Raw genomic sequence first — 22,414 nt, 5'->3', positions numbered from 1 at the left:
ACTAATTATGTGTTTTAATAAACGAAGAGAACTGAATGGAGGAATCACCATGGCAAATTTTAACGAAACAATCACTTTTCCTTCTGGTGTGACATTACCTAACCGTTTGATGATGGCACCTATGACCACCCAGTTAAGTTTTTATAATGGTGTGATTACGGAAGATGAGATCACGTATTACCAAGAACGTTCGAAGGGACTAGGCGCTGTTATTACAGGGGCTGCGAATGTGCAAGATATAGGAAAAGGCTGGCCCGGTGAACTTAGCATAGCGCATGATGAAATGATACCTAGGCTCAGTGACTTGGCAAAGGCAATCAAAGAAAATGGGGCAAAAGCGATCGTACAAATCTTCCATGGCGGACGTATGACGAGTCGAGCAACGTTATCAGGCGAACAAACTGTTTCGGCTAGCGCAATCCCTGCAGAACGACCTAATGCGGAAACACCACGTGCCTTGTCAGAAGACGAAATCTTAGAAACAATCAAGGCTTTTGGTGAAGCAACTAGAAGAGCGATCGAAGCTGGATTTGATGGTGTAGAATTACACGGTGCTAATACGTATTTGATCCAACAATTCTTTTCGCCACATTCTAATCGTCGTGAAGATCAATGGGGCGGAAGCTTAGAAAATCGCTATCGCTTTATTGATGAAGTAGTGAAAAGTGTGTTTCAAGCTGTCGAAACATACGCAACAAAGCCTTTTATCGTAGGTTATCGCTTTTCACCAGAAGAATTTGAAACGCCTGGTATCCGTTTTGAAGATACCATATGGTTAATGGAAAAATTACGTGAAACAAAATTGGATTACCTTCATGTTTCATTAAGTACGTATGATCGTGTTGCTCGTTCTGAACAATACAATGAGCAATCGATGCTTCACTATCTCCATGAAACAGTGCAAGGAAAAATACCATTAGTGGGTGTAGGGAATGTCCGTAATCGCCAAGATGTTGAAGACGTTTTATCTGATGCAGAACTTGTTGCAGTCGGTCAGCAACTATTAGTTGATCCCGAATGGGCGGTCAAATTAATGGAAAATCGCGATACAGAACTTGTGACCAAACCATTTGCAAAAGCATATCAAGAACTCTATTTACCTAATCCATTGTATAATTTTTTACAGATCCGTTATCAATCAAATACTAATAGATAAGTGAAGATCTATTAGTAAAGAAAGAAGAGAGAACAATGAAAGTATTGATCGTCTTAACGAATGTGGAAAGATATAAAGGAACCGACCGTCCAACAGGGCTGTGGCTGAGTGAACTGACTCATTTTTATGATGCTTTAGTCAAAAATAATATCTCAGCTGATTTTGTCAGTCCTAAAGGTGGGTATGTTCCTTTGGAGCCGAAGAGTCTGGAAGCGATGGATGAAATCGATTGGAACTATTATCAGGACGAAGATTTCCGTAACCGAGCGTTAGGAAGCACCTTGAGTCCAGCTGAAGTCGACCCAAACGAGTATCGTGCGATTTATTATACCGGTGGACACGGAACCATGTGGGACTTTCCTGAAGCAACGGATCTAGGAAAAATTGCTTCATCGATCTATCAGAATGACGGAATCGTTTCAGCTGTTTGTCATGGTGTAGTCGGATTACTTCCTGTAGTTGACGTTTCTGGTCAACCGATTTTAGCGGGAAAAACGGTCACTGGTTTTAGTAACGAAGAAGAAACAGTGAATGGAACAACGGACAAAGTACCTTTTCTAACAGAAGATGCCTTGAAAGAAAAAGGAGCAAACTATCAAGCAGGACCAGCTTTTACAGCGGTCGTACATGCAGATGGACAGTTGTTGACCGGACAGAATCCTCAATCTGCGCATCAATTAGGAATCAAAGTCGTTGAATCTTTGAAGAAATAAGTTGTTAAGGGAAAAAGTTAAGCAAAAAACGAAAATAAACAGTTCCGACGTAGGCCTTCTTATTACAGCATTATAGTAAGTCTGCCAAAAAACATTCCAATTTAACAATAGAAGAAAACTTTATAAAGTAGAGGGTGGAATCTGAAACGTCCTCCAAAATTTAGATTTTTTAGTCTAACTGTTTGGAGTCGCTTCAGATTTTGCCTTCTATTTCTATAAAAAAATAAAAAGAATGTACAACGCAAGTCTAAAAATTGATTTTTTTATGGAGTATGAGAGGTAAAAAAACATGGTAAAATAAAAGCGGATACATAGAAAGTAACTAAGGAAGAAAGGAATGATGAAATGGAATTGCTAGAAAAAGAAACGTTCTATTATAAGTATAACGATCATTTAATTGAACCCGTCCATTGTGCTTTTTTTAAAGAAGACAATAACCAAGGGATTACGAGTCATCAAGAAGCAGTACTGGCCTTTCTCACGTATTTTAATCGGGTATGGTGCATTTGGACACCAAAATTTGTACCTGGATTAACTCAAAAATTTGCCGAAGTGCCAAAAGTTGAGGTCACACTAACCCCAGAAGTCGAAGCAAAAATAGAAGCTGAGGTAGATGCCCAAATAAAAGGAGATATACAAGGAGAGATCAAATATCTTCAAGCCGTCGGACGAAAAGTAGATCTCAAAAAGCTACAAATTGATCATGAAGAACGCAAACAAGAGCGTTACCAAATGATAAAAGAGCTTAGAAAAGAGCGTGAAGCATTATTGATCAGATTTCCACAACTCTACGAGCGAACTGAAGAAGTAACGCTTACTTATATGGAAGAAACCTCGTTTGATACTTATGACGGCTTTCCCATACGGGTCAATCCCGAAATGATGAAAGCTGATGAAATCAGTTCCACCACTTTTTTTGCCAAGGGTGGGGAATACCAAATTGCTTTTTGTAGTTATCTCCAGACCCATCGAACAATCGAAGATTTCCAACGGGTCAATCAATTACTTTTCCCAGATCGAAGTGAGTTGGTCATTTATCAATGGCATACGGATTTTACCAATTTGTATAATGAACCCAGAAGAGAGGATGGAGCGTATCTATGGTCGATCTATGACAAAAAAAGGAAACGATTTACAGTGATTGATATTGCCCTAATTATTCCATAAGTGATAAAAAGTGTTTAAGAAAGGAGTTAAGGGAAAAACTTCCTAGCTATTTGGTGTTCAATTCTTTCTCTTTTTATGAAAAAGTAGGTTTATGGTAGTTGTCTTACTTCAGTCGGCTTCATGATAAAATAAAGTGAGGCGTAGCTAAGTAGAGGAGAGTGGAAAAATGGAATTGCTAGAAAAAGAAACGTTCTATTATGAATGTAATGAATATCTAATTGAGCCGGTCAATTGTGCTTTTTTTACTGAGGAAAAGTATCGAGGATATGAAAGTCATCGTGAAGCAGTACTGGCATTTCTTACATATGCTAATCGGGCATGGTGTATCTGGACACCAAAATTTGTGCCTGGATTAACTCAAAAATTTGCCGAAGTGCCAAAAGTTGAGGTCACACTAACTCCAGAAGTCGAGGCAAAAATAGAAGCTGGTGTAGATGCCCAAATAAAAGGAGAGATCAAATATCTTCAAGCCGTCGGACGAAAAGTAGATCTCAAAAAGCTACAAATTGATTATGAAGAACGCAAACAAGAGCGTTACCAAATGATAAAAGAGCTTAGAAAAGAGCGTGAAGCATTATTGATCAGATTTCCACAACTCTACGAGCGAACTGAAGAAGTAACGCTTACTTATATGGAAGAAACCTCGTTCGATACTTATGACGGCTTTCCCATACGGGTCAATCCCGAAATGATGAAAGCTGATGAAATCAGTTCTACAACTTTTTTTGCCAAGGGTGGGGAATACCAAATTGCTTTTTGTAGTTATCTCCAGACCCATCGAACAATCGAAGATTTCCAACGAGTCAATCAACTCTTGTTTCCTGATCGAAGTGAGTTAGTCATTTATCAATGGCATACTGATTTTACCAATTATTATAATGAAGGTAGAAGAGATGATGGAGCGTATCTATGGTCGATCTATGATAAAAAGCAAAAACGATTTACGGTCATTGATATTGAATTGTTTATCCCGTAGATGATAAAAATGTTTAAAAAGGAGAGTCAAGGGTAGAACTTCCTTGGCTCTCTTTTCTTTAAGGGAAAAACCACAAAATCAGATCCTTGTTTTCCGTTCGATTATTCCATACGACACTATTATTCATAGAGCAAAGTATTTGTTTCTTTTTTATATCTTTTTAGATCTGGAAAAGCAGTGACAATGTAATACTTATGATTTTTTCGAAGTTCGTTCTTCCTTTTTTTGTGAAAAAGTAGTTTTAAATAATTTTATAATTAAAAAGGTTTTATGATGGAATTAAAGGAAAATAGTATGGGGAAGTATAGGAGAGTGATGAAATGGAATTATTAGAAGAAGAAACATGGAATTTCAGAAAAAAAGGTTTTGCTATGAATTATGCTTTTTTTTATGAAGAGAATTATCAAAAGATAATAAGCCATCAAGAAGCTGCATTAGCTTTTCTTAATTACAAAAATAGACTGTGGGCGCTTAGAATTTGGGCGATTAAAACAAAAGATGGAAAGTTTACTAGTAGGGAATATGAAAAGAAGTATCAGGAAACAAGAGAGGAAAAGATTATTTACACTAATTTGCGTTCATTTGATGAAATCAAAGGTTATCCTATCCAAGTAAATCCAGAGTTAATGAATAGCAAAAAAATATCTGTCGAAGAATTTTTTGAAGAAAAAGGAACATATGTACATGCGTTTATGGATAATCCTCAAAATTTATATGGGAAAAAGGAAGATTTTATTGAAATAAACCAGCAACTTTTTCCAGAAAAAAAAAGGTTGGAAATCTATCTTTGGAATAATGAATTTACCCAATATTATAATGGGGGGCGAGAAGGACTTGGAGCATATTTATGGACAATCTATGATGTAGAGTACAAAAAGTTTATTGTAATTGATGCTTCGTTAATAATAGATTAATGAGACTGGGACGATAGTTCTTTCTCAAAAAGAAGATAAGTTCGATTTTGATTTTTATTGTCAAAATCGAACTTATTTTTTTATTCTGCAAAAGTTGCCTACTTGATCTAACACCACGGCTGTTCTTGTGATCGAAGATTTGCTTCGTTTTTGAGTACATTTTTTGAAACATTAACGGTTACATGATACTCTTCAAATAGGCTATTGGAAAAGAGGGAAATGGATGAGGATCGTGATCATTGGTGGTTCTTTTGCGGGGATCTATGCAGCAATTTCTTTGCGAAAAAGTTGTCCTGACAGTGAAATCATACTTTTGGAAAAACAAGACAAGATTGGGTTTATACCGAGTGGACTCAATTTACTGTTAAAAAAGCAACTCACAAGTAAAGAACAACTTTATTGGTTGACTAAGGAAGAATTGCAAGCGCTATACGCAATTGATGTTCAAGTACGCACGGAAGTCGTTTCACTTGAAATAGCCACGAAGACTGTGTTTATCCAAAATGGGCGACAGCTTACTTTTGATACATTGGTGATTGCAACGGGTTCGAGTCAGCAATTCAAAAATGGAAACAAAAGTACGCAGATCCGTTCTGTTAAAGATATCCACTTAAAAGAATCTTTGGAACAAAGCCTTGCGAAGGCACAAAAGATTGCTGTAATTGGTGCGGGACAAGTAGGACTAGAAATAGCAGAAGGGTTATATCATCAGCAAAAAGAAATCCATCTCTATGAAAGCCGACCAACATTGTTGTTCCGTTATTTCGACCCCGAAATGGTTGAACCGTTAACGCATGAGTTAATACAACGGCATATCCAATTGTTTTTGAATGAACAAGTGCAAACGCTCGAAGAAAACGAGCAAGTGGTCGTAGTGACGGATCAAAAAACAGAAAGCTATGATTTAGTTCTGCTAGCGAATCACACGCGTCCGGATCATCATCTCTGGCAAGATCAGTTGAAGCTAAATGAAGATGGTACGATTTGGGTCGATGAGTATTTGCAAACGTCAGCGAAGGATATTTATGCGATCGGTGATGCGATCCAAGTGACGTTCCAACCGACCCAAGAAAAAATTTATGTCTCTTTGGTCAACAATGCGCTACGTACGGCACAAGTGGTGAGTCAAACGATTAGTGGCAAACGCACGAAGGATCCTGGAACCTACCGGGCAATTGGAAATCATTGGTTTGGTTATTTTCTGGGAAGTGTTGGGCTAACGGAAGAAGAAAGTATTTTTTATCCGCAGACTGTCCGTAAAACATATTTGCTTGCCCGCTTAGCTGCGACCAATAGTGAAACGGCGAAAATCAAAGTGATGTGCAATAAAAAGGGACAATTACTTGGTGCGCAGTTGCGAAGTCGAGAGGAGATATTCGATTTATTGGATCGATTCACTCTCGCTATCGAGGAAGGCTGGACGTTAGAGAAATTATTCGAACGGGAGTTATTCTTCCAGCCAGAATATCGGTTGCCGCTTCAATTGATAAAGGTGGTTGATACGCTCGATGAAGATTGAACAATTATTAGAGAAAAAAGAGCAGTTGCAAGTGTTGATTCTTAGGGAAATGGTGTTGCATGGTGGAACTGTAGGCACGAATCAATTAAGGGAACAAGTCAATCTTTCTAAAACATCATTTGATCAATATATAGCAGAAATCCCAATGATCGGTAGGATGATGGGGAAGAAAGTAGCAATCAAAAGAAATGAATTTCAAGTTACATTAGAGTTGGCTGAAGATGTCAGCTTAGAAAAAATCATTCTATTCTTAGTTCAACAAAGCTTGAAATTTAATCTGCTTGTTTATTTATTAGAACATCACCAAGCATCGATCGTTCGTCTAGCGACAGCTTTTAATATCAGTGAATCTTCTGTCTTTCGTAAGATCAAAGAATTGAATCAGTTACTGCAAGAATTTTCTCTACAAATCAAAAATGGCCAACTCTATGGCGAGGAATTGCAAGTTCGTTATTTCTACTATGTGTTATTCCAATTTATCTCTGAATCACAACGTCCCCTTTTCTTACAACAGACGCCTGATAAAGCGCCACTTATTTTAGGGTTGGAACGAGCCTTAGAAACGACATTCTCTCAAGAGTCAGCTAGTAAAATCGCCTGCTGGCTGGGGATCACTCGTAAACGGCTATTGAGTGAAAAAACGACGTTTGCTACATTGAAAGAAAAGAAAATACTTTACCAAAAGGATCGTTTGTATCAAGCACTTGATCCGGTCATTTCGCTTTATTTAAGTCGGACAGCTGCTGAGATCAGTGGCTATGAGCCTTTAATGTTTTACAGTTTTTTTGTCTCGTTTGCTGTGTTATCAGAAGAACATTTTTATCAATATGATTTAACCCGAAGCAAAAAATTACCAACAGCTGTATTAGATACGTACATTAGAGAAACGATGTTGTGGCACTATCGTCCACGAAAGTTGAAGATCAAGGAAGAAAAAGCAGTTGGTTATCAATTAGCTCAAATCGATAATGAGTTTTATTTTTTTCGAGGAGTCATGATGATCTATGAGCCAGAACATCTCTTGCAACAACAGAAAAAGATGTTAGGCCGCTCCCTTAGTCAATTACTCGAACGATTGAAAGAAACAACGCTGACACAACTACCTGCTAAACAAGGTGAAGAAGCTGCTTTAAGTTATCTCATGATTCAGTATGCCAATATTCTTATGATGATCGATTTTTATATTGCGAAATCGGTCACTATCGGAATCGATATTGAAACATTACCGATTTATCGAGTGGCATTTCAACAATTTTTGTTAAGAGAGCTAAAAGGAATCAGTGGGATTGAGATTGAAAATCGACAACCAGGGAAAAAGTATGATTTAGTGATCACATTTAATCAAGAAGATCCTCATCAAAATTATTATTATTTATCAGAGTTTGCTTCAAGCTATGATATCGCAAGGTTAAAGCAAAAAATCGAAGAAGAAAAAAAAGCAAAAAATTAAAAACTGTCAAAAAAACAGAAAATAAATGTTTTTTTGGCAGTTTCTAAAAAATGAAACGGTGTAAGATAAAGATAAATTTAGAAAGCGTTTGCAGATAATGGAGGAGATCAGAATGACAGAATCAACATACATCATGGCGATTGACCAAGGAACGACAAGTTCACGAGCAATTATTTATGACAAAAAAGGTAGACATATCGGTAGTTCACAAAAAGAATTCACGCAATATTTTCCTAAAGAGAGCTGGGTGGAACATGATGCGAATGAAATCTGGAACTCCGTACAGTCGGTCATTGCAGGGGCATTCATTGAATCTGGGATCAAACCGAATCAAATTGCAGGCATCGGGATCACTAACCAACGTGAAACGACGGTGATCTGGGAAAAAGATACTGGACGTCCGATTTATCATGCTGTGGTCTGGCAATCTCGTCAATCCGCATCAATTGCTGATAATTTAAAAAAGGAAGGCTACCAAGACTTTTTCCATAAAAAAACAGGTTTAGTGATTGATGCCTATTTTTCTGCTACAAAAATACGTTGGATTCTTGACCATGTAGAGGGAGCGCAAGAACGTGCTGAAAAAGGCGAATTGCTTTTTGGTACGATCGATTCATGGCTGGTATGGAAATTAACAGACGGTCAAGCACATGTGACGGATTATTCCAATGCAAGTCGGACGATGTTGTTTAATATTCACGATCTTGATTGGGATCAGGAAATCCTTGATCTCTTGAACATTCCTCGAGCAATGCTGCCAAAACCGACTTCTAATTCGGAAATTTATGGTTATACACAAGGGTATCATTTCTATGGAAGTGAAGTGCCGATTTCTGGAATGGCTGGTGACCAGCAAGCTGCTTTGTTTGGACAAATGGCTTTTGAACCTGGAATGGTCAAAAATACGTATGGTACAGGATCATTTATCGTCATGAATACTGGGGAAGAACCACAACTATCCAAGAACAATCTATTAACGACGATTGGTTATGGAATCAATGGCAAGGTTTACTATGCACTGGAAGGGAGCATTTTCGTAGCCGGTTCTTCCATCCAATGGTTGCGAGATGGGTTGCAAATGTTACAAAAAGCAAGTGATTCCGAAGAGGCAGCAAAACGTTCCACAAGTGAGGATGAAGTCTATGTTGTGCCAGCATTTGTTGGGTTAGGGGCACCTTATTGGGATCAAGCTGCGAGAGGTTCGATGTTTGGATTGACACGTGGGACGACCAAAGAAGACATTATCAAAGCAACCTTACAATCGATTGCATACCAAGTAAGAGATATCATTGATACGATGCAAGAAGACACAGGGATCAAAATACCAGTCTTGAAGGTCGATGGTGGCGCAGCGAATAATGAGTATTTGATGCAATTTCAGACAGATATTTTAAATATTCCGATCCAACGAGCAGAAAATCTGGAAACTACGGCATTAGGTGCGGCATTTCTAGCTGGTTTAGCGGTTGGTTTTTGGAAAGATACAGATGAAATCAGAGAATTTTATGAAGCGGGCAAGATGTTTGAAGTAGAGATGCCTGAAGAGCGTAGAGAAAAATTATATGGCGGTTGGAAAAAAGCGGTAGTAGCAACACAAGCATTTGAGTAAAGGGAGGGAATGTCATGTTTTCAAGAGGAACAAGACAAGAAAGTATTGAAAAAATGCAACACGAAAAGTTGGATCTGCTGATTATTGGTGGCGGTATCACAGGGGCTGGTGTGGCGCTTCAAGCCGCAGCATCAGGAATCAAAACGGGGCTAATCGAAATGCAAGACTTTGCAGAAGGTACTTCTTCACGCTCCACAAAATTAGTACACGGAGGGATTCGTTATCTTAAAACTTTTGACGTCGAAGTTGTAGCAGATACTGTAGGCGAACGAGCGGTGGTCCAAGGCATTGCACCGCACATTCCAAAACCTGATCCAATGTTACTACCGATCTATGAAGATGAGGGTGCAACGACATTTAATATGTTTTCAGTCAAAGTGGCAATGGATCTCTACGATAAATTGGCAAATGTGACTGGAACAAAATATGAAAACTATACGTTGACGCCAGAAGAAGTGTTAGAACGAGAACCATTTTTGAAAAAAGAAGGGTTAAAGGGCGCTGGTGTTTACCTAGATTTTCGGAACAATGATTCACGTTTAGTGATCGATAACATCAAAAAAGCAGCAGAAGATGGTGCTTATCTAGTAAGTAAAATGAAAGCGATTGGCTTTTTATATGAAGGAGATCAAATCGTGGGTGTCAAAGCACGTGATCTGCTAACGGATCAAGTCGTGGAAATCCACGCAAAAATAGTGATCAACACAAGTGGTCCATGGGTCGATAAAATCCGTAACTTGAATTTCAAACGTGCAGTATCACCTAAGATGCGACCAACCAAAGGTGTTCATTTAGTCGTAGATGCTAAAAAACTGCCTGTTCCACAACCAACATATTTTGACACGGGCAAACAAGATGGCCGAATGGTTTTTGCCATTCCACGAGAAAATAAAACGTATTTTGGAACGACAGATACGGACTATCAAGGGGACTATACGGATCCAAAAGTAACGCAAGAAGATGTGGACTATTTATTAGATGTCATTAATCATCGTTACCCAGATGCAAACATCACCCTCGCAGACATCGAATCAAGTTGGGCAGGGTTACGACCATTATTGATCGGTAATTCTGGTTCTGACTATAATGGTGGCGACAACGGCTCTATTTCAGATAAAAGCTTTAGTAAAGTCGTTGATACGGTTACTGAATATAAAGAAAACAAGGCTTCTCGGTTAGAAGTAGAGGATGTATTGAATCATTTAGAAAACAGCCGTGATGAAAAAGCCCCTTCTTCGATTTCTCGAGGTAGCTCATTAGAACGTGAATCGGATGGTTTGGTGACACTATCAGGTGGGAAGATCACAGACTACCGTAAGATGGCAGAGGGCGCACTAAAATTAATCCGCCAGTTGTTGAAAGATGACTACCGGATGTCAGTAAAAGAAATCGATTCGAAACATTATCCCGTTTCCGGTGGAGATTTTGATCCAACGAAACTGGAAGAAACTGTGGAAGAATTGACAAAAATCGGAGTTGAATCTGGTTTAGCAGAAGCTGATGCAAAATACATTGCAGATTTTTATGGAACCAATGCGAAAAAGATTTTTGCTTTGGCAAAAGAAATGACACCGTATGAAGGACTAAGTTTAGCTGAATCTGCTCGTTTACGTTATGGGTTAGAAGAAGAAATGGTTTTAGCACCAGGCGACTACTTGATTCGCCGCACGAATCACTTGTTGTTTGAACGTGATCAACTTGATGCAATCAAACAGCCGATCATTGATGCCATTGCGTCTTACTTCGCTTGGTCAGCAGAAGAGAAGAAGCGTCAAGAAGCTCATTTAGAAGAATTGATCGCAGAGTCGGATCTACGTGAATTGAAGGGGGAAAAATAGATGAGTGCAGAAATGACGCAGATCATGGGAGAATTTATTGGTACGATGATTTTAGTTTTACTTGGTGATGGGGTATGTGCTGCGGTTAACTTGAACAAGAGTAAAGCCCAAGCTTCTGGTTGGATCGTGATTGCTTTTGGTTGGGGACTAGCCGTTACAATGGCTGTCTATATTTCCGGATTTATGGGACCTGCTCATTTGAATCCAGCCGTATCTTTAGCGATGGCGATGACCGGTGCAATTGGCTGGAACCTAGTGATTCCGTTTATTATTGCGCAAATGTTAGGTGCGATCGTCGGTGCTGTTTTAGTTTGGTTGACGTATTTACCACATTGGAGTGTGACGAAAGACCAAGGCGCAATTTTAGGTACATTTGCGACAGGTCCTGCCATTCGAAATTATCCAGCGAACTTTATCACCGAGTTGATCGGTACCTTCGTTTTAGTACTAGGATTATTAGCGTTTGGACAAAACTCATTTGCCGATGGTACGAATGTCTTTGCTGTCGGAGGTTTGATCTTAGCAATCGGTCTTTCCCTAGGTGGACCAACTGGCTATGCGATCAACCCAGCTCGTGACCTAGGTCCACGTCTGACCCATGCGATTCTGCCAATTGCAAACAAAGGAAACTCAGACTGGGGCTATTCATGGATACCAGTAGTAGCGCCAATGGTCGGAGCTGTCGTGGCTGTGGGCATGTACATGTTGATGGTATAAAAAAGCGATAAATTGTGTTATTCCTTAATAAATAATATAGAAAACGGTAAAATAGGTCTTCTATTTTACCGTTTTTTAGCACTTGACAAAGAGCAGCGCTTTAAAAAATGGGTTATTGAAGATCGCAAAATCAACGGGGTGCTTTGCTGACAACCAGAAAATTTTTTTAGATTTGTTCATGGGTCTTGATTGAACTAACCAGAGTGAAATAAAGGGCTTTCGTTATTGATTGACAGTGACAGCTAAACTTGCTATAGTGAATTTGAAAATAAATAAAACCTAGATGAATGAGGTATTTTGATGAGTGTAGCAGGTATCTAACGTAGTAAGTTGAATAGCCAATAGAGCCGTAAGCTTATTTGGCATGCTTATAGATGATACCTGTCATTTCATAACCAACAATTCTATTAATGAGGGATGGGGCGCGTCTTATTTGAGATGTTCTTCATCTTTTTATTTTTCCTAGGTCTTATTTATTTTAGGACAGGTATCTCTTCAAAAAAGGAGAGAATATGAAACAAACAATCGATAAATTACAATTTAATCAAATCAAAGAAGAAGTGAAAAAACGAGCTATTGGACAATATAGCAAAAAGCGTATCGAAGAAATGACCCCGCAAACTAATCTACAGACAGTCAAAAATCGCCAAGAAGAAACAAAAGAAGCGCGACAAATCTTAGAAAGTCAGCAACACGTTCCCTTTATGGGATTGACACGGATTGATGCGTTGACTTCCCAAGTGAAAAAAGGCTTTTTACTGACACCAACTGAATTGATCGAGTATGCAGATTTTTTAAGAAGTAGTCGAATGATCCGGCGTTTTTTTGAAAAAAATCAATATCAAACACCCTTATTACATTTGTATAGTAAGAATATGCCTGATTTGTCGATGGTCGAAGAGTTGATCTATCAACAAATCAAGAACCAAAAAGTGAGTGATGAAGCCTCACGAAATTTACGAAAAGTACGAAAACAATTACAACTAACAGAAAAAGAAATCCAGGATCGTCTTTTAAAGTTTCTAAGACATCCGCATAACAAAGAAATGATCCAAGAAGCAATGATTGTTCAAAAAGGCGATCACTATACGATCCCAATCAAAGCTAGTTATAAAAACAAAGTGCCAGGCACGATTATTGAACAGTCAAATAAAGGGACGACCGTCTTTATTGAACCAACGGCTGTGGAAAAAGCGAGTATGAATTATCAATTGTTAAAAGCAGAAGAAATAGCAGAAGAATATCAAGTTTTAGCTTATTTGACTGGTGCTTTAGCAGAACAAGAACAAGCAATCGATTTGATCATCGAAACGATTACTAGATTAGATATCATTTTCGCCAGAGGGAAGTATAGTCGAGAAATCCATGGTGTGACACCACTGATCAATCAATCAGAATACATCAAGATCAAACAAGGAAGGCATCCGCTGATCCAAGGGAAGGCTGTTCCGTTAGACTTTGAACTTGGTAATGACTATCGAGGATTAGTGATCACTGGAGCAAACGCAGGTGGTAAGACCGTCGTATTAAAAACAGTGGGGTTATTGACGTTGATGGCGATGTTTGGTTTACAGGTTCCGGCAGCCGAAGGAACAGAGCTAGCTGTTTTCGATGAGATTTTTGTGGATATTGGCGATCAGCAAACGATCGAGAATGCGTTAAGTACGTTTTCTGGTCATATGCAAAATATTGCCGAGATGTTACGCAAGGTGAGTAGAAATACCCTTGTATTACTTGATGAGATCGGCAGTGGCACAGAACCTAATGAAGGAGCAGCGCTAGCAGTTGCTATCATGGAAGCTATGTATGAACAAGGGGCATTGATCGTTGCAACTACTCATTATGGCGAAATCAAAAAATTTGCGAATGATCATGAAGATTTTATTCCAGCCGCAATGGCATTTGATAAAGAAGCATTGAAACCTAAATACCTTCTTCAAGTGGGGGAAACAGGAGAAAGCCAAGCGCTATGGATCGCTCAAAAAATGAACATGTCGCAAACCTTGATCGAACAAGCCCAATATTATATCCAGCATAAAGCTTATCGGACAACCAAAAAAGTGTTTCGGACAACGAAAGTAAACGTGCCTAGGACGAAGACACAAGTGCAGCAATTTTCGAAAGGGGATCGGGTATATTCTGCGGTCCACCAACAAGAAGCCTTAGTTTATGAAGATACAGCAGAAGAAACGGTTACGATTTTCTTGGATAAAGAGTTAATCAATGTCCCACGAAAACGTCTCACGTTAAAGATGTCAGCAGAAAAGTTATATCCAGTCGGTTATGAATTAGACCATTTGTTTACAGACTTTCAAACTAGAAAATGGCAAAGAGATCTAGCGCGAGGATCGAAAAAAGCGCATAAAAAATTAGCCAAAGAAGCTAAAGAACGACGAGAAAAAAGAGACTAGGGGTTAAATGAAGGCATTGTTTTAAAGAGGAATAGCCAATAGCTCTCGTCTTTTTTCGACAGTCGTTCCAGTAGTTTTTACGATCCAAGTATTAGAATAGCCTGGCCGGAGGTCTACTCATGACTTTAGACAACGGGAAAAAATTGGCACTTGTACCGATTTAGGTTAAAATGGAACAAAGTTTATTTAGGGAGATGTCATGGATGAAACTGACTTCGAATTGGCGAAAAGAAATAGGAACGATCCCTAATCTCTTATCAATTTTTCGTGTGGTTCTTTTGCCGTTTTATTTTTACTTTGTTTTAGAGCAATCGTTTATGCTTGCCGGTATCTTGATTGCTCTATCAGGAATCACTGACTTTTTAGATGGATTTATTGCTCGTAAGTTCAACCAAATCACGGAATTGGGGAAATTATTAGATCCAGTGGCAGACAAGTTGACGCAACTGGTCTTGATCCTTTCCATGGCTTGGTATCGACCGATGATTTGGTGGATATTCGGTTTATTTCTGATCAAAGAAGGGTTCATGTTTTTTGCTGGTATCATTGGATTGAGAAAAAATGTGAAATTAGATGGAGCAAAATGGTATGGGAAATTAGCAACTGCGGTCATTTACGCAGGCATGGTGCTTTTACTGTTGTTTCCCGATCTTTCGGCGGTCTGGGTCAATTGGATCTTTGGATTGATCACTTATAGCTTGCTTCAATCCTTCATTTTGTATATCCGTGAATATCATAAACTATTGAATTAAGAGAGTAATGTCTCAAATACAAATAAAAGAACTCAAACCAAGGAAGTGGTTTGAGTTCTTTTACTTGATGAGGGGATGGATTTCCGCTCATTGTTTTAAATTCTGTAGGAGAACCTTGCTTAACTCTCGAAGCTAGTAGTCTTAAGGTTTGATATAAGCATAGCCTTTTTCTTGTAATTCAATGAGGTCTAAAATACCAGCTGGTACCACGATGACTTTTTCAGGCAAGGATTCTGTACTGATGTGATTGCCACGTAGCGCATTAGCACAAGCGTGGAAGGTAACCCCTAAAGCAAGAAATTCTTCATTTGCTGGATCAAGGTAGCCGGTGATGCCTTCACCGTTGACACTAACCACAATCGTCGTTTCAGGAGCGATTTTCAATAGGTTCTTGACGTTATTCATCGTTTCATGCCACTTTCTCGTTTCATCGATATGAAAAACAACTTTCATTTGAGTCTCTCCTTATTTTTTGATGATCAAGTTGATTGCTTGTTCCATTTTTTTGGCTTGCTCTTCTGCGCTGTTTTCTGGATGCTCCAAACAGTCTTTTAAGTTTTCTGCCACGATCATTCCCATGACACGATCAATGCTAGAACGAACGGCACTTAATTGTGTGATAATTGCCATACAGTCTTTCTCTTCTTCAATCATCTTTTGGATGCCGCGAATTTGTCCTTCTGTTCGTTTTAATCGATTGATGATGTTCTTGTCATTGATTTCCATTTGAAAACCTCCTTTATGCTTCTAGTGAGATGATACCCTATGTAGGTATATTTTGTAAATAATTATGTCGATTTAAAAAAGCTAGAATTTGAATAGTTGACAATTCTCTCTTTTTTGTGTTGAATATACCCCATAAGGTATTTACAAAAAATAAAAAAGGTGGAAATCAAGATGTCACTATTTCAAACAGTCAAATCAATCTCAACAGCGGAATTAAAAGAAAAATTGAATGGTTCTATTCAGTTGATCGATGTAAGAACACCAGCAGAATACCAAGGGGGGCATATCAGACAAGCGAAAAATATTCCACTTCAACGTATTCTAAGTTTCAAAGGAAAACAAGAAGCGCCTGTCTACGTCATCTGTCAATCGGGAATGCGGAGCAAACAAGCTACGAAAGAGTTGAAGAAAATGGGGTATGATGTTATCAATGTACGTGGTGGAATGAATCAATGGTTTGAACCAACAGTAGGAGGGAAATAAATGAAAATTGTTATTGTCGGCGGGGTAGCAGGGGGAATGTCTGCTGCTACTAGATTACGTCGTTTAAAAGAAGATGCTGAAATCGTCGTGTTTGAAAAAGGACCGTATGTCTCATTTGCCAATTGCGGGTTACCTTATTATCTCTCTGGGGAGATCAGCGATAGAGAGAATCTTTTGGTACAGACACCAGAATCATTGGCTGCACGTTTTCAATTAGATGTGCGTCCCAATCATGAAGTCACAGCCGTTTATCCAGATGAAAAGAAAGTTGAAGTTTTATCTGACGGGAAAAAATGGCAGGAAAGTTATGATGTGTTGCTTCTTTCCCCAGGGGCAAAACCAGTCAGACCAGCTATTTCAGGATTAGCAGAAGCCAAAAATGTTTATACTGTTAGAAATGTACCGGATATTGATTTGGTAATGATTGCTCTTGAAGAACAACCCAAAAAAGCTGTCGTAGTAGGGGCAGGCTTTATCGGATTGGAAATGGCAGAGAATTTAAAAAAACGTGGACTGGCAGTTTCAATTGTAGAACTGGCACCACATGTCCTGCCTTCTTTAGATGAAGAAATGGCGGTGCATATCCAACATGAACTCATTAAACAAGGCGTCCATGTCCAAACAAAACGTTCTGTCACTGCTTTTGAACATGGTGGCAAGCAGTTACGATTAGATGATGGCACAACGATCGATTCTGATTTAACGATCCTCTCAGTAGGCGTTCAGCCAGACAGTACATTGGCAAAAATGGCTGGACTTGAAACAGGGCTGCGTGGTGGGATCGTAGTCAACGAACACTACCAAACAAGTGATCCTTCCATCTATGCGGTGGGAGATGCCATCGTTGTCAAACAACAAATTACAGGTGCCGATGCATTGATTTCTCTTGCTTCTCCTGCTAACCGTCAAGGGCGACAAGCAGCAGATAATATAGCGGGAATCGTCCGTAACAATCGAGGAAGTCTTGGTACGTCAATTGTGCGGGTCTTTGACCTTGCTGCCGCTTCTACTGGATTAACAGAAAGAATGGCCCAACAAGCCAACTTACCTTTCTCAGTAGTCCATGTTTCTGGGAAAGACCATGCTAGTTACTATCCTGAAGCTACAGATATTTTGTTAAAACTGATCTTTCATCCTAAGACAGGTGAAATCTATGGCGCACAAGGAGTCGGTGCCAAAGGTGTTGATAAACGAATCGATAGTTTAGCCACAGCCATCAAAGGACAACTAACGATTTTTGATTTACCGGAATTAGAATTTACCTATGCGCCACCTTTTGGTTCTGCGAAAGATCCAGTGAACATGTTGGGATATGTGGCCATGAATGTCGCAGAAGGGCTAAGTGATACGATCCAATGGCATGAATTGCCAGAAGCACTTGCACAAGGAAAAATCTTACTCGATGTTCGTAATGAAGGCGAGTTGCAAAACGGTGCTTTTAAAGATGCGCTGAATATTCCTTTAAATGATTTACGCTGTCGATTGGCGGAATTAGACCATGAGAAAGAATACATTGTCAGCTGTCATAGTGGACTGCGTAGTTACTTAGCAGAACGTATCTTGAAACAAGCAGGCTTTCATGTCCAAAATCTCGATGGCGCCTTTGCTTTGTATCACGCTGTTCGTCCAGAAGACTTGATTTATCCAGAAAAATAGAGCTTTACCTTGCATTCTTAGTAAAATGGCGCTAGACTGGTTAGTTCTACTACTTCGAATCAAAGGAGAATGTGTATGGTCAACACACGTAATTTAGAAGAAGCTTATCTAGCGTCAGTTTATCGGCAATTACTAGAAAAGCAGGAAGAGTATCAGCAACTATTACAAGAAACCAGTGCGTACGGACGGGATTCGTTACAAACGATGTCCGAAGATATTCGGATCAATTTTGATAGTTATTTAGACAATCTTGATACGTATTCATTGATCGAGATGAAAAATCGCGAAATCGATCAATTGAATCTCAAGATCCAATCAGCTAACGAGACCTTGAAAAAAATCGAACGGCTATTGATGAGTCCCTATTTTGGGAAGATCGAAATTGATTTTTTAGAGGAAGAAGCACAAGGAAAAAACAGTCACGAAGCTTTTTATATTGGTACGGCTAACTTTACCAATGATGAAGATGAAACCTTGGTTTATGATTGGCGTTCGCCGATTGCTTCTCTTTTCTATAACAATGATTTAGATCAGTCTTCTTATTTAGTGAATCAAAACCAAATCGAGGTAATGATCCATGAACGACGTCAATTTATCATCAAAAAAGATCAATTGCTCCACTTTTTTGACACCTCGGTAGCAATCCAAGACGATGTCTTACTTGATGCTTTAGAACAAAGTGAGACGTCAGAGATGAAGGCAATCACGGCTACGATCCAATCCGAACAAAATACGATCATCCGAGACACTACAAGCCAAAATATCTTAGTCAATGGCGTGGCAGGCAGTGGGAAAACCTCAACGATCATGCAGCGAATTGCTTATTTGCTTTATCAATACCGAAACCAACTTTCTGCTGATGATTTGCTGATTTTGTCACCGAACCATCAATTTATTGATTATATCGGTAAGGTATTACCTTCGTTAGGTGAAAAAAATCCGTTGAATGTCACGATGCTTCAGTTGGTGGATCAACTTTTTTTAGGGAATGTTGAGTCAGAAAAAGCTTATTTTCATCGGATTACGCAGACGGATGTGGATGACCAGACAGCAGTTCTCAGAAGTCAGGCATTTATGAAGCAGATCGAGCAAGCGACCTCCTTGTTTACTGAACAGGCTGATTTCTTTTTAGCTATCAAAAAGAAGGAAAAAATCGTGATCTCAAAAGAAGTGATCAAAAAAATCTATGATAGCACGCCCGATTACCCGAATCTAAGAGAAAAACTTCAAGCGACTAAAGACCGATTGTTGCGCTACTGGGAAAAGCAATTGCTGAAACAAGCAGGTAGTGACGCCATTAAAGATCAATTATTATCCTTACCAGAAGAGATGCAACAACAGTATTTCCAACAGTTGATCACCGATGAATCGCCAGAGAAATTAGTCAGTTATGGCAAACAATTGCTTCAAAGAAAATATCGAACAGTAACGAAACAAATCAAACAGATGGCGTGGGTCGATGAACAATTTTTATTTGAGGAGATTTATCAAAGTTACACTGGGAATAAGTATCAGCGAACAACTCCTTGTACATTAGATGAAGCCGTCGCACGTTTGCATGTACGTCATCTGCTGATCGAAAAAATCACCCAAGTCAAAAAGTTCGTGTTGATTGATGAGGTCCAAGATTATACGAGTGCGCAACTTTTGCTCTTGTTAAACGTCTTCCCCAACGCTCGTTTTACACTCGTAGGAGATGAAAATCAGGGGATTTTTAATTCCACGACTTCTTTTGAAGCAATTGAAAGCTATTTTTCAACGGCTGGACGATCTGTGACGAGATATGATTTATTGAATAGTTATCGTTCAAGCGGGCAATCACGACTCTCTTTACTCAATATTCAGGGGAAAAAGAAAAAATCGCTATTGTTCCCGTTCGTCCTTATGGGGAAGAGCCGGAATTTGTGACTGCAGCGACTTTCGATCAGTGGCTCAGTCAGGTCAATGAACGACAACAGCACACGGGTGAACAATTAACAGTCATTACGTTGGAAGAACAGCAAGCCGCAATGATACAACAAAAAGTAGAGCGGAACAACCAGTTGAATATTCAAGTACGCCCATTGAGTCTTTCTAAAGGACTCGAATTTGATCACGTACTGATTTATCTAACAGCTGAACCGAACACCCCACGTGAAAGAAGGCAAATGTACACGGCTATATCTCGAGCAATGAAAACTGTCGTTATTTCTTTGGTAACAGATCAATAGAGAAAAAACAAGTTATCTTTAGTGAGACTCGCTAAGATAACTTGTTTTATATTTTTATTATTTTAGTTATTTTAATTTATTAAGAAAACCTTAACGTCAAGATCAAATCTCATACATATTTCAAGAAACAAGCTACTATTAAATAAACACAAGAAAAGTAAAGTATAAGTAAGGTCTAGTTGGTCATTTTGATGAATTGTTCGTCTAGCTGTCATCATCAAAAAATGTAAAGGTTTTTATAAAAGGGGACTAAATTTATTTTTTAAAGGTGGGAGAAAAATGAATACTCGAATAAAACGTGAAGAAGTAGCAACTCTTTTGATTAAGGATAAGTTTTTTGCCAAAGGAAATCGACGGTTAAAAATCAAGCAATGGATTGTTGCGATTCTAGGATGGTGTGGCGTGATTTTTCCATTTATTTGGGTAACTATTTCGTTTCGGGCTTCAATGAAAGGGAGAGGATTACAATGGCATTCGTTTCCGGAAGAACGAAAAACGGTTTCTTTTTTGTTGCTATTTTTAGCGGTTGCTTTTTTAGGCTTTGTTCTTTTATTCTTATTCATGACTCGTTGGAATAATCGTCGTTACCAGACGATGCTAAGAAGTGAAAAAATGTATGATGAAGAAAAATTAGAAAAGCGTCGAGATATTTTAGAAACGGAATTCAGCATGCGCTTTGGACCTAAGGAAGAGCGTGAAGCGGTTTGCTATTACGTAGTATCAGAAGAGCAAAATCTTGAAAAAGATTTGATCGAAAACCTCTACAAAAACGAGGGGGTTGAACTCTAATGGTCAGAGTCATTCATACAGGTAATGAACTACTGGATTTTGTAGCTACGATCATTTATTTTATCCTTGTTTCTTACCCAATCCTTGGTAGTTTTGCATGGTTTATTGGGGTATTATGCTATTCGTTTTTATTTAAATACAAGCACATTGATTGGGCGGAGATTCCGACAGAGGTCGAACCATTTATCACGATCATGGTACCAGCCCACAATGAAGAAGTGGTGATAGAAGACACAATCGATTATTTAATGACAAAAATCAATTATGGGAATTATGAAGTGTTAGTGACAGATGATGGTTCAACTGACGAAACCCCGGCAATATTAGCTCGTTTACAAAAAAAATACCCCAAATTACGAGTGATCCGCATTGATAAAAATAAGGGGAAAGCTCACGCATTTGATATTGGGATGGCTTTTGCCAAAGGTCGGTTGATCTTAAGCAATGATGCGGATACGGTACCTGAACCAGATGCTTTGTCAAATTATGTGAATTACTTTATTCGCCCTGGTGGTAGAAATATCTCTGCTGTTACTGCCAATATGGACGTGAAAAATCGTACGTCTTTACTTGGAAAATCCCAGACTGTTGAATTTTCGAGCATCGTAGGGATCATCAAACGAACACAAGCAGGTGTACTTGGCGGTCTTTATGCGTACAGTGGGGCAAATACCATGTATCGAAAAGACGCATTGATCGATGTTGGCGGCTTTCGTCAAGATCGGGCAACAGAAGATATCAGTATTGCGTGGGATCATCAGTTGAATGGCTGGATCTCGGTGTTTGCGCCAACCATCATATTTTTTATGGAAGTTCCAGTAAGTTTGCCGATGCTTTATCGTCAGAGAAAACGTTGGGCAAAAGGGGGGACGGAAGTCTGGTTGACGAATTTTAAAAAAGTCCTTTTCCATCCTTTTGAGAATATCGGCAGGACGTTCATGTTTATTGATCAAACTTTTAGTATTATTTGGTCGTTGTTCTTTTGTATTTCATTTTTCGTTTTTATTATTTTAATGGGCGTTTATCTTTATCAAGGAAATTTTGAACAAATCTATCGGACATTGACGATTAGTTTTCTGTTTGTTTGCTTCGAAATGATCTCAGGCATCATTCAACTGATTGCATCTTTGGTGGTAGACGATCAAGGAAGAAAATTGAAATATATGTTATTTGCCCCATTGTATATGTTGTTATTCTGGATGGTCAATGCGATCACCATCATGACAACCTTTATCCCAGCAATCAAAACGATTTTAGGATACGGAAGCGGCACATGGAAAAGTCCAGAACGAAAAAGTGAATGATGCAACTGAAAAAGACTAGCAAAC

General features: G+C 38.9%; 18 protein-coding genes and 1 pseudogene. 17 read left to right on the top strand and 2 right to left on the bottom strand.

The genetic code is table 11. From position 1 onward, the window contains the following. The first annotated feature begins 49 nt into the window (after positions 1-49). The 12 genes from IGK81_RS11760 (at position 50) to IGK81_RS11705 (ending at position 15,222) form a co-directional block, all read left to right on the top strand. Positions 50-1,156 (top strand): NADH-dependent flavin oxidoreductase, encoded by a 1,107-nt coding sequence (locus tag IGK81_RS11760; RefSeq protein WP_034700459.1) that lies wholly within the window; start codon positions 50-52, stop codon positions 1,154-1,156. A 35-nt stretch (positions 1,157-1,191) separates the two neighbouring features. Further along, complete coding sequence (locus IGK81_RS11755) at positions 1,192-1,869, top strand: type 1 glutamine amidotransferase domain-containing protein (RefSeq protein WP_034700458.1); 678 nt, start codon at positions 1,192-1,194, stop codon at positions 1,867-1,869. Between the two features lie 345 nt (positions 1,870-2,214). Continuing rightward, on the top strand, positions 2,215-3,036 hold the full coding sequence (locus tag IGK81_RS11750; RefSeq protein WP_034700457.1) for a hypothetical protein: 822 nt from the start codon (positions 2,215-2,217) through the stop codon (positions 3,034-3,036). Between the two features lie 166 nt (positions 3,037-3,202). Further along, positions 3,203-4,012, top strand: coding sequence for a hypothetical protein (locus IGK81_RS11745; RefSeq protein ID WP_034700456.1), 810 nt, complete (start codon positions 3,203-3,205; stop codon positions 4,010-4,012). Positions 4,013-4,332: 320 nt separating this feature from the next. After that, positions 4,333-4,926 (top strand): hypothetical protein, encoded by a 594-nt coding sequence (locus tag IGK81_RS11740; protein ID WP_034700454.1) that lies wholly within the window; start codon positions 4,333-4,335, stop codon positions 4,924-4,926. A 223-nt stretch (positions 4,927-5,149) separates the two neighbouring features. After that, positions 5,150-6,445 (top strand): FAD-dependent oxidoreductase, encoded by a 1,296-nt coding sequence (locus tag IGK81_RS11735; RefSeq protein ID WP_034700452.1) that lies wholly within the window; start codon positions 5,150-5,152, stop codon positions 6,443-6,445. Then, the gene (locus IGK81_RS11730) at positions 6,435-7,895 is read left to right on the top strand and encodes a helix-turn-helix domain-containing protein (protein ID WP_034700450.1); all 1,461 of its coding nucleotides are present in this window, start codon (positions 6,435-6,437) and stop codon (positions 7,893-7,895) included. The genes IGK81_RS11735 and IGK81_RS11730 overlap by 11 nt, the downstream gene beginning before the upstream one ends. A 112-nt stretch (positions 7,896-8,007) precedes the next feature. Continuing rightward, positions 8,008-9,504 carry a glycerol kinase GlpK gene (gene glpK, locus IGK81_RS11725; RefSeq protein WP_010720962.1) on the top strand — a complete coding sequence of 499 codons (1,497 nt, stop codon included), beginning with the start codon at positions 8,008-8,010 and terminating at the stop codon, positions 9,502-9,504. A gap of 14 nt (positions 9,505-9,518) precedes the next feature. After that, complete coding sequence (gene glpO, locus IGK81_RS11720; RefSeq protein ID WP_010737029.1) at positions 9,519-11,342, top strand: type 1 glycerol-3-phosphate oxidase; 1,824 nt, start codon at positions 9,519-9,521, stop codon at positions 11,340-11,342. Beyond that, positions 11,343-12,059, top strand: a complete 717-nt coding sequence (locus tag IGK81_RS11715; RefSeq protein ID WP_010720960.1) for an MIP/aquaporin family protein — start codon at positions 11,343-11,345, stop codon at positions 12,057-12,059. Between the two features lie 512 nt (positions 12,060-12,571). Then, on the top strand, positions 12,572-14,470 hold the full coding sequence (locus IGK81_RS11710; protein ID WP_438758078.1) for an endonuclease MutS2: 1,899 nt from the start codon (positions 12,572-12,574) through the stop codon (positions 14,468-14,470). Positions 14,471-14,673: 203 nt separating this feature from the next. Next, entirely contained in the window at positions 14,674-15,222 is a 549-nt protein-coding gene (locus IGK81_RS11705; protein WP_010720958.1) for a CDP-alcohol phosphatidyltransferase family protein, read from the top strand. Between the two features lie 141 nt (positions 15,223-15,363). Here the strand turns inward: IGK81_RS11705 and IGK81_RS11700 are convergent, their stop codons facing one another. Further along, positions 15,364-15,675, bottom strand: coding sequence for a DsrE family protein (locus IGK81_RS11700; RefSeq protein WP_010720957.1), 312 nt, complete (start codon positions 15,673-15,675; stop codon positions 15,364-15,366). A 12-nt stretch (positions 15,676-15,687) separates the two neighbouring features. After that, the gene (locus IGK81_RS11695) at positions 15,688-15,948 is read right to left on the bottom strand and encodes a metal-sensitive transcriptional regulator (protein ID WP_010737033.1); all 261 of its coding nucleotides are present in this window, start codon (positions 15,946-15,948) and stop codon (positions 15,688-15,690) included. Between the two features lie 171 nt (positions 15,949-16,119). On the opposite strand from IGK81_RS11695, the gene IGK81_RS11690 reads away from it, so the two are divergent. The 5 genes and pseudogenes from IGK81_RS11690 to IGK81_RS11670 all read left to right on the top strand — a co-directional run bounded on the left by IGK81_RS11690 (position 16,120) and on the right by IGK81_RS11670 (position 22,390). Then, the gene (locus IGK81_RS11690; protein WP_010720955.1) at positions 16,120-16,431 is read left to right on the top strand and encodes a rhodanese-like domain-containing protein; all 312 of its coding nucleotides are present in this window, start codon (positions 16,120-16,122) and stop codon (positions 16,429-16,431) included. Next, complete coding sequence (locus IGK81_RS11685) at positions 16,432-18,087, top strand: FAD-dependent oxidoreductase (RefSeq protein WP_034700445.1); 1,656 nt, start codon at positions 16,432-16,434, stop codon at positions 18,085-18,087. Positions 18,088-18,162: 75 nt separating this feature from the next. Continuing rightward, positions 18,163-20,297, top strand: a pseudogene (locus IGK81_RS11680) (HelD family protein). A gap of 279 nt (positions 20,298-20,576) precedes the next feature. Beyond that, positions 20,577-21,086, top strand: a complete 510-nt coding sequence (locus tag IGK81_RS11675; protein ID WP_431393595.1) for a hypothetical protein — start codon at positions 20,577-20,579, stop codon at positions 21,084-21,086. Beyond that, on the top strand, positions 21,086-22,390 hold the full coding sequence (locus IGK81_RS11670) for a glycosyltransferase family 2 protein (RefSeq protein WP_181915133.1): 1,305 nt from the start codon (positions 21,086-21,088) through the stop codon (positions 22,388-22,390). The genes IGK81_RS11675 and IGK81_RS11670 overlap by 1 nt, the downstream gene beginning before the upstream one ends. Positions 22,391-22,414 lie beyond the last annotated feature (24 nt).

It is taken from the genome of Enterococcus sp. DIV0703 (genome assembly GCF_051711065.1).
GTDB classification, from domain to species: Bacteria; Bacillota; Bacilli; order Lactobacillales; family Enterococcaceae; genus Enterococcus_B; species Enterococcus_B hirae.
Note: the sequence above shows the minus strand (reverse complement) of the source record. Positions and strands in the feature narration are given on the sequence as shown.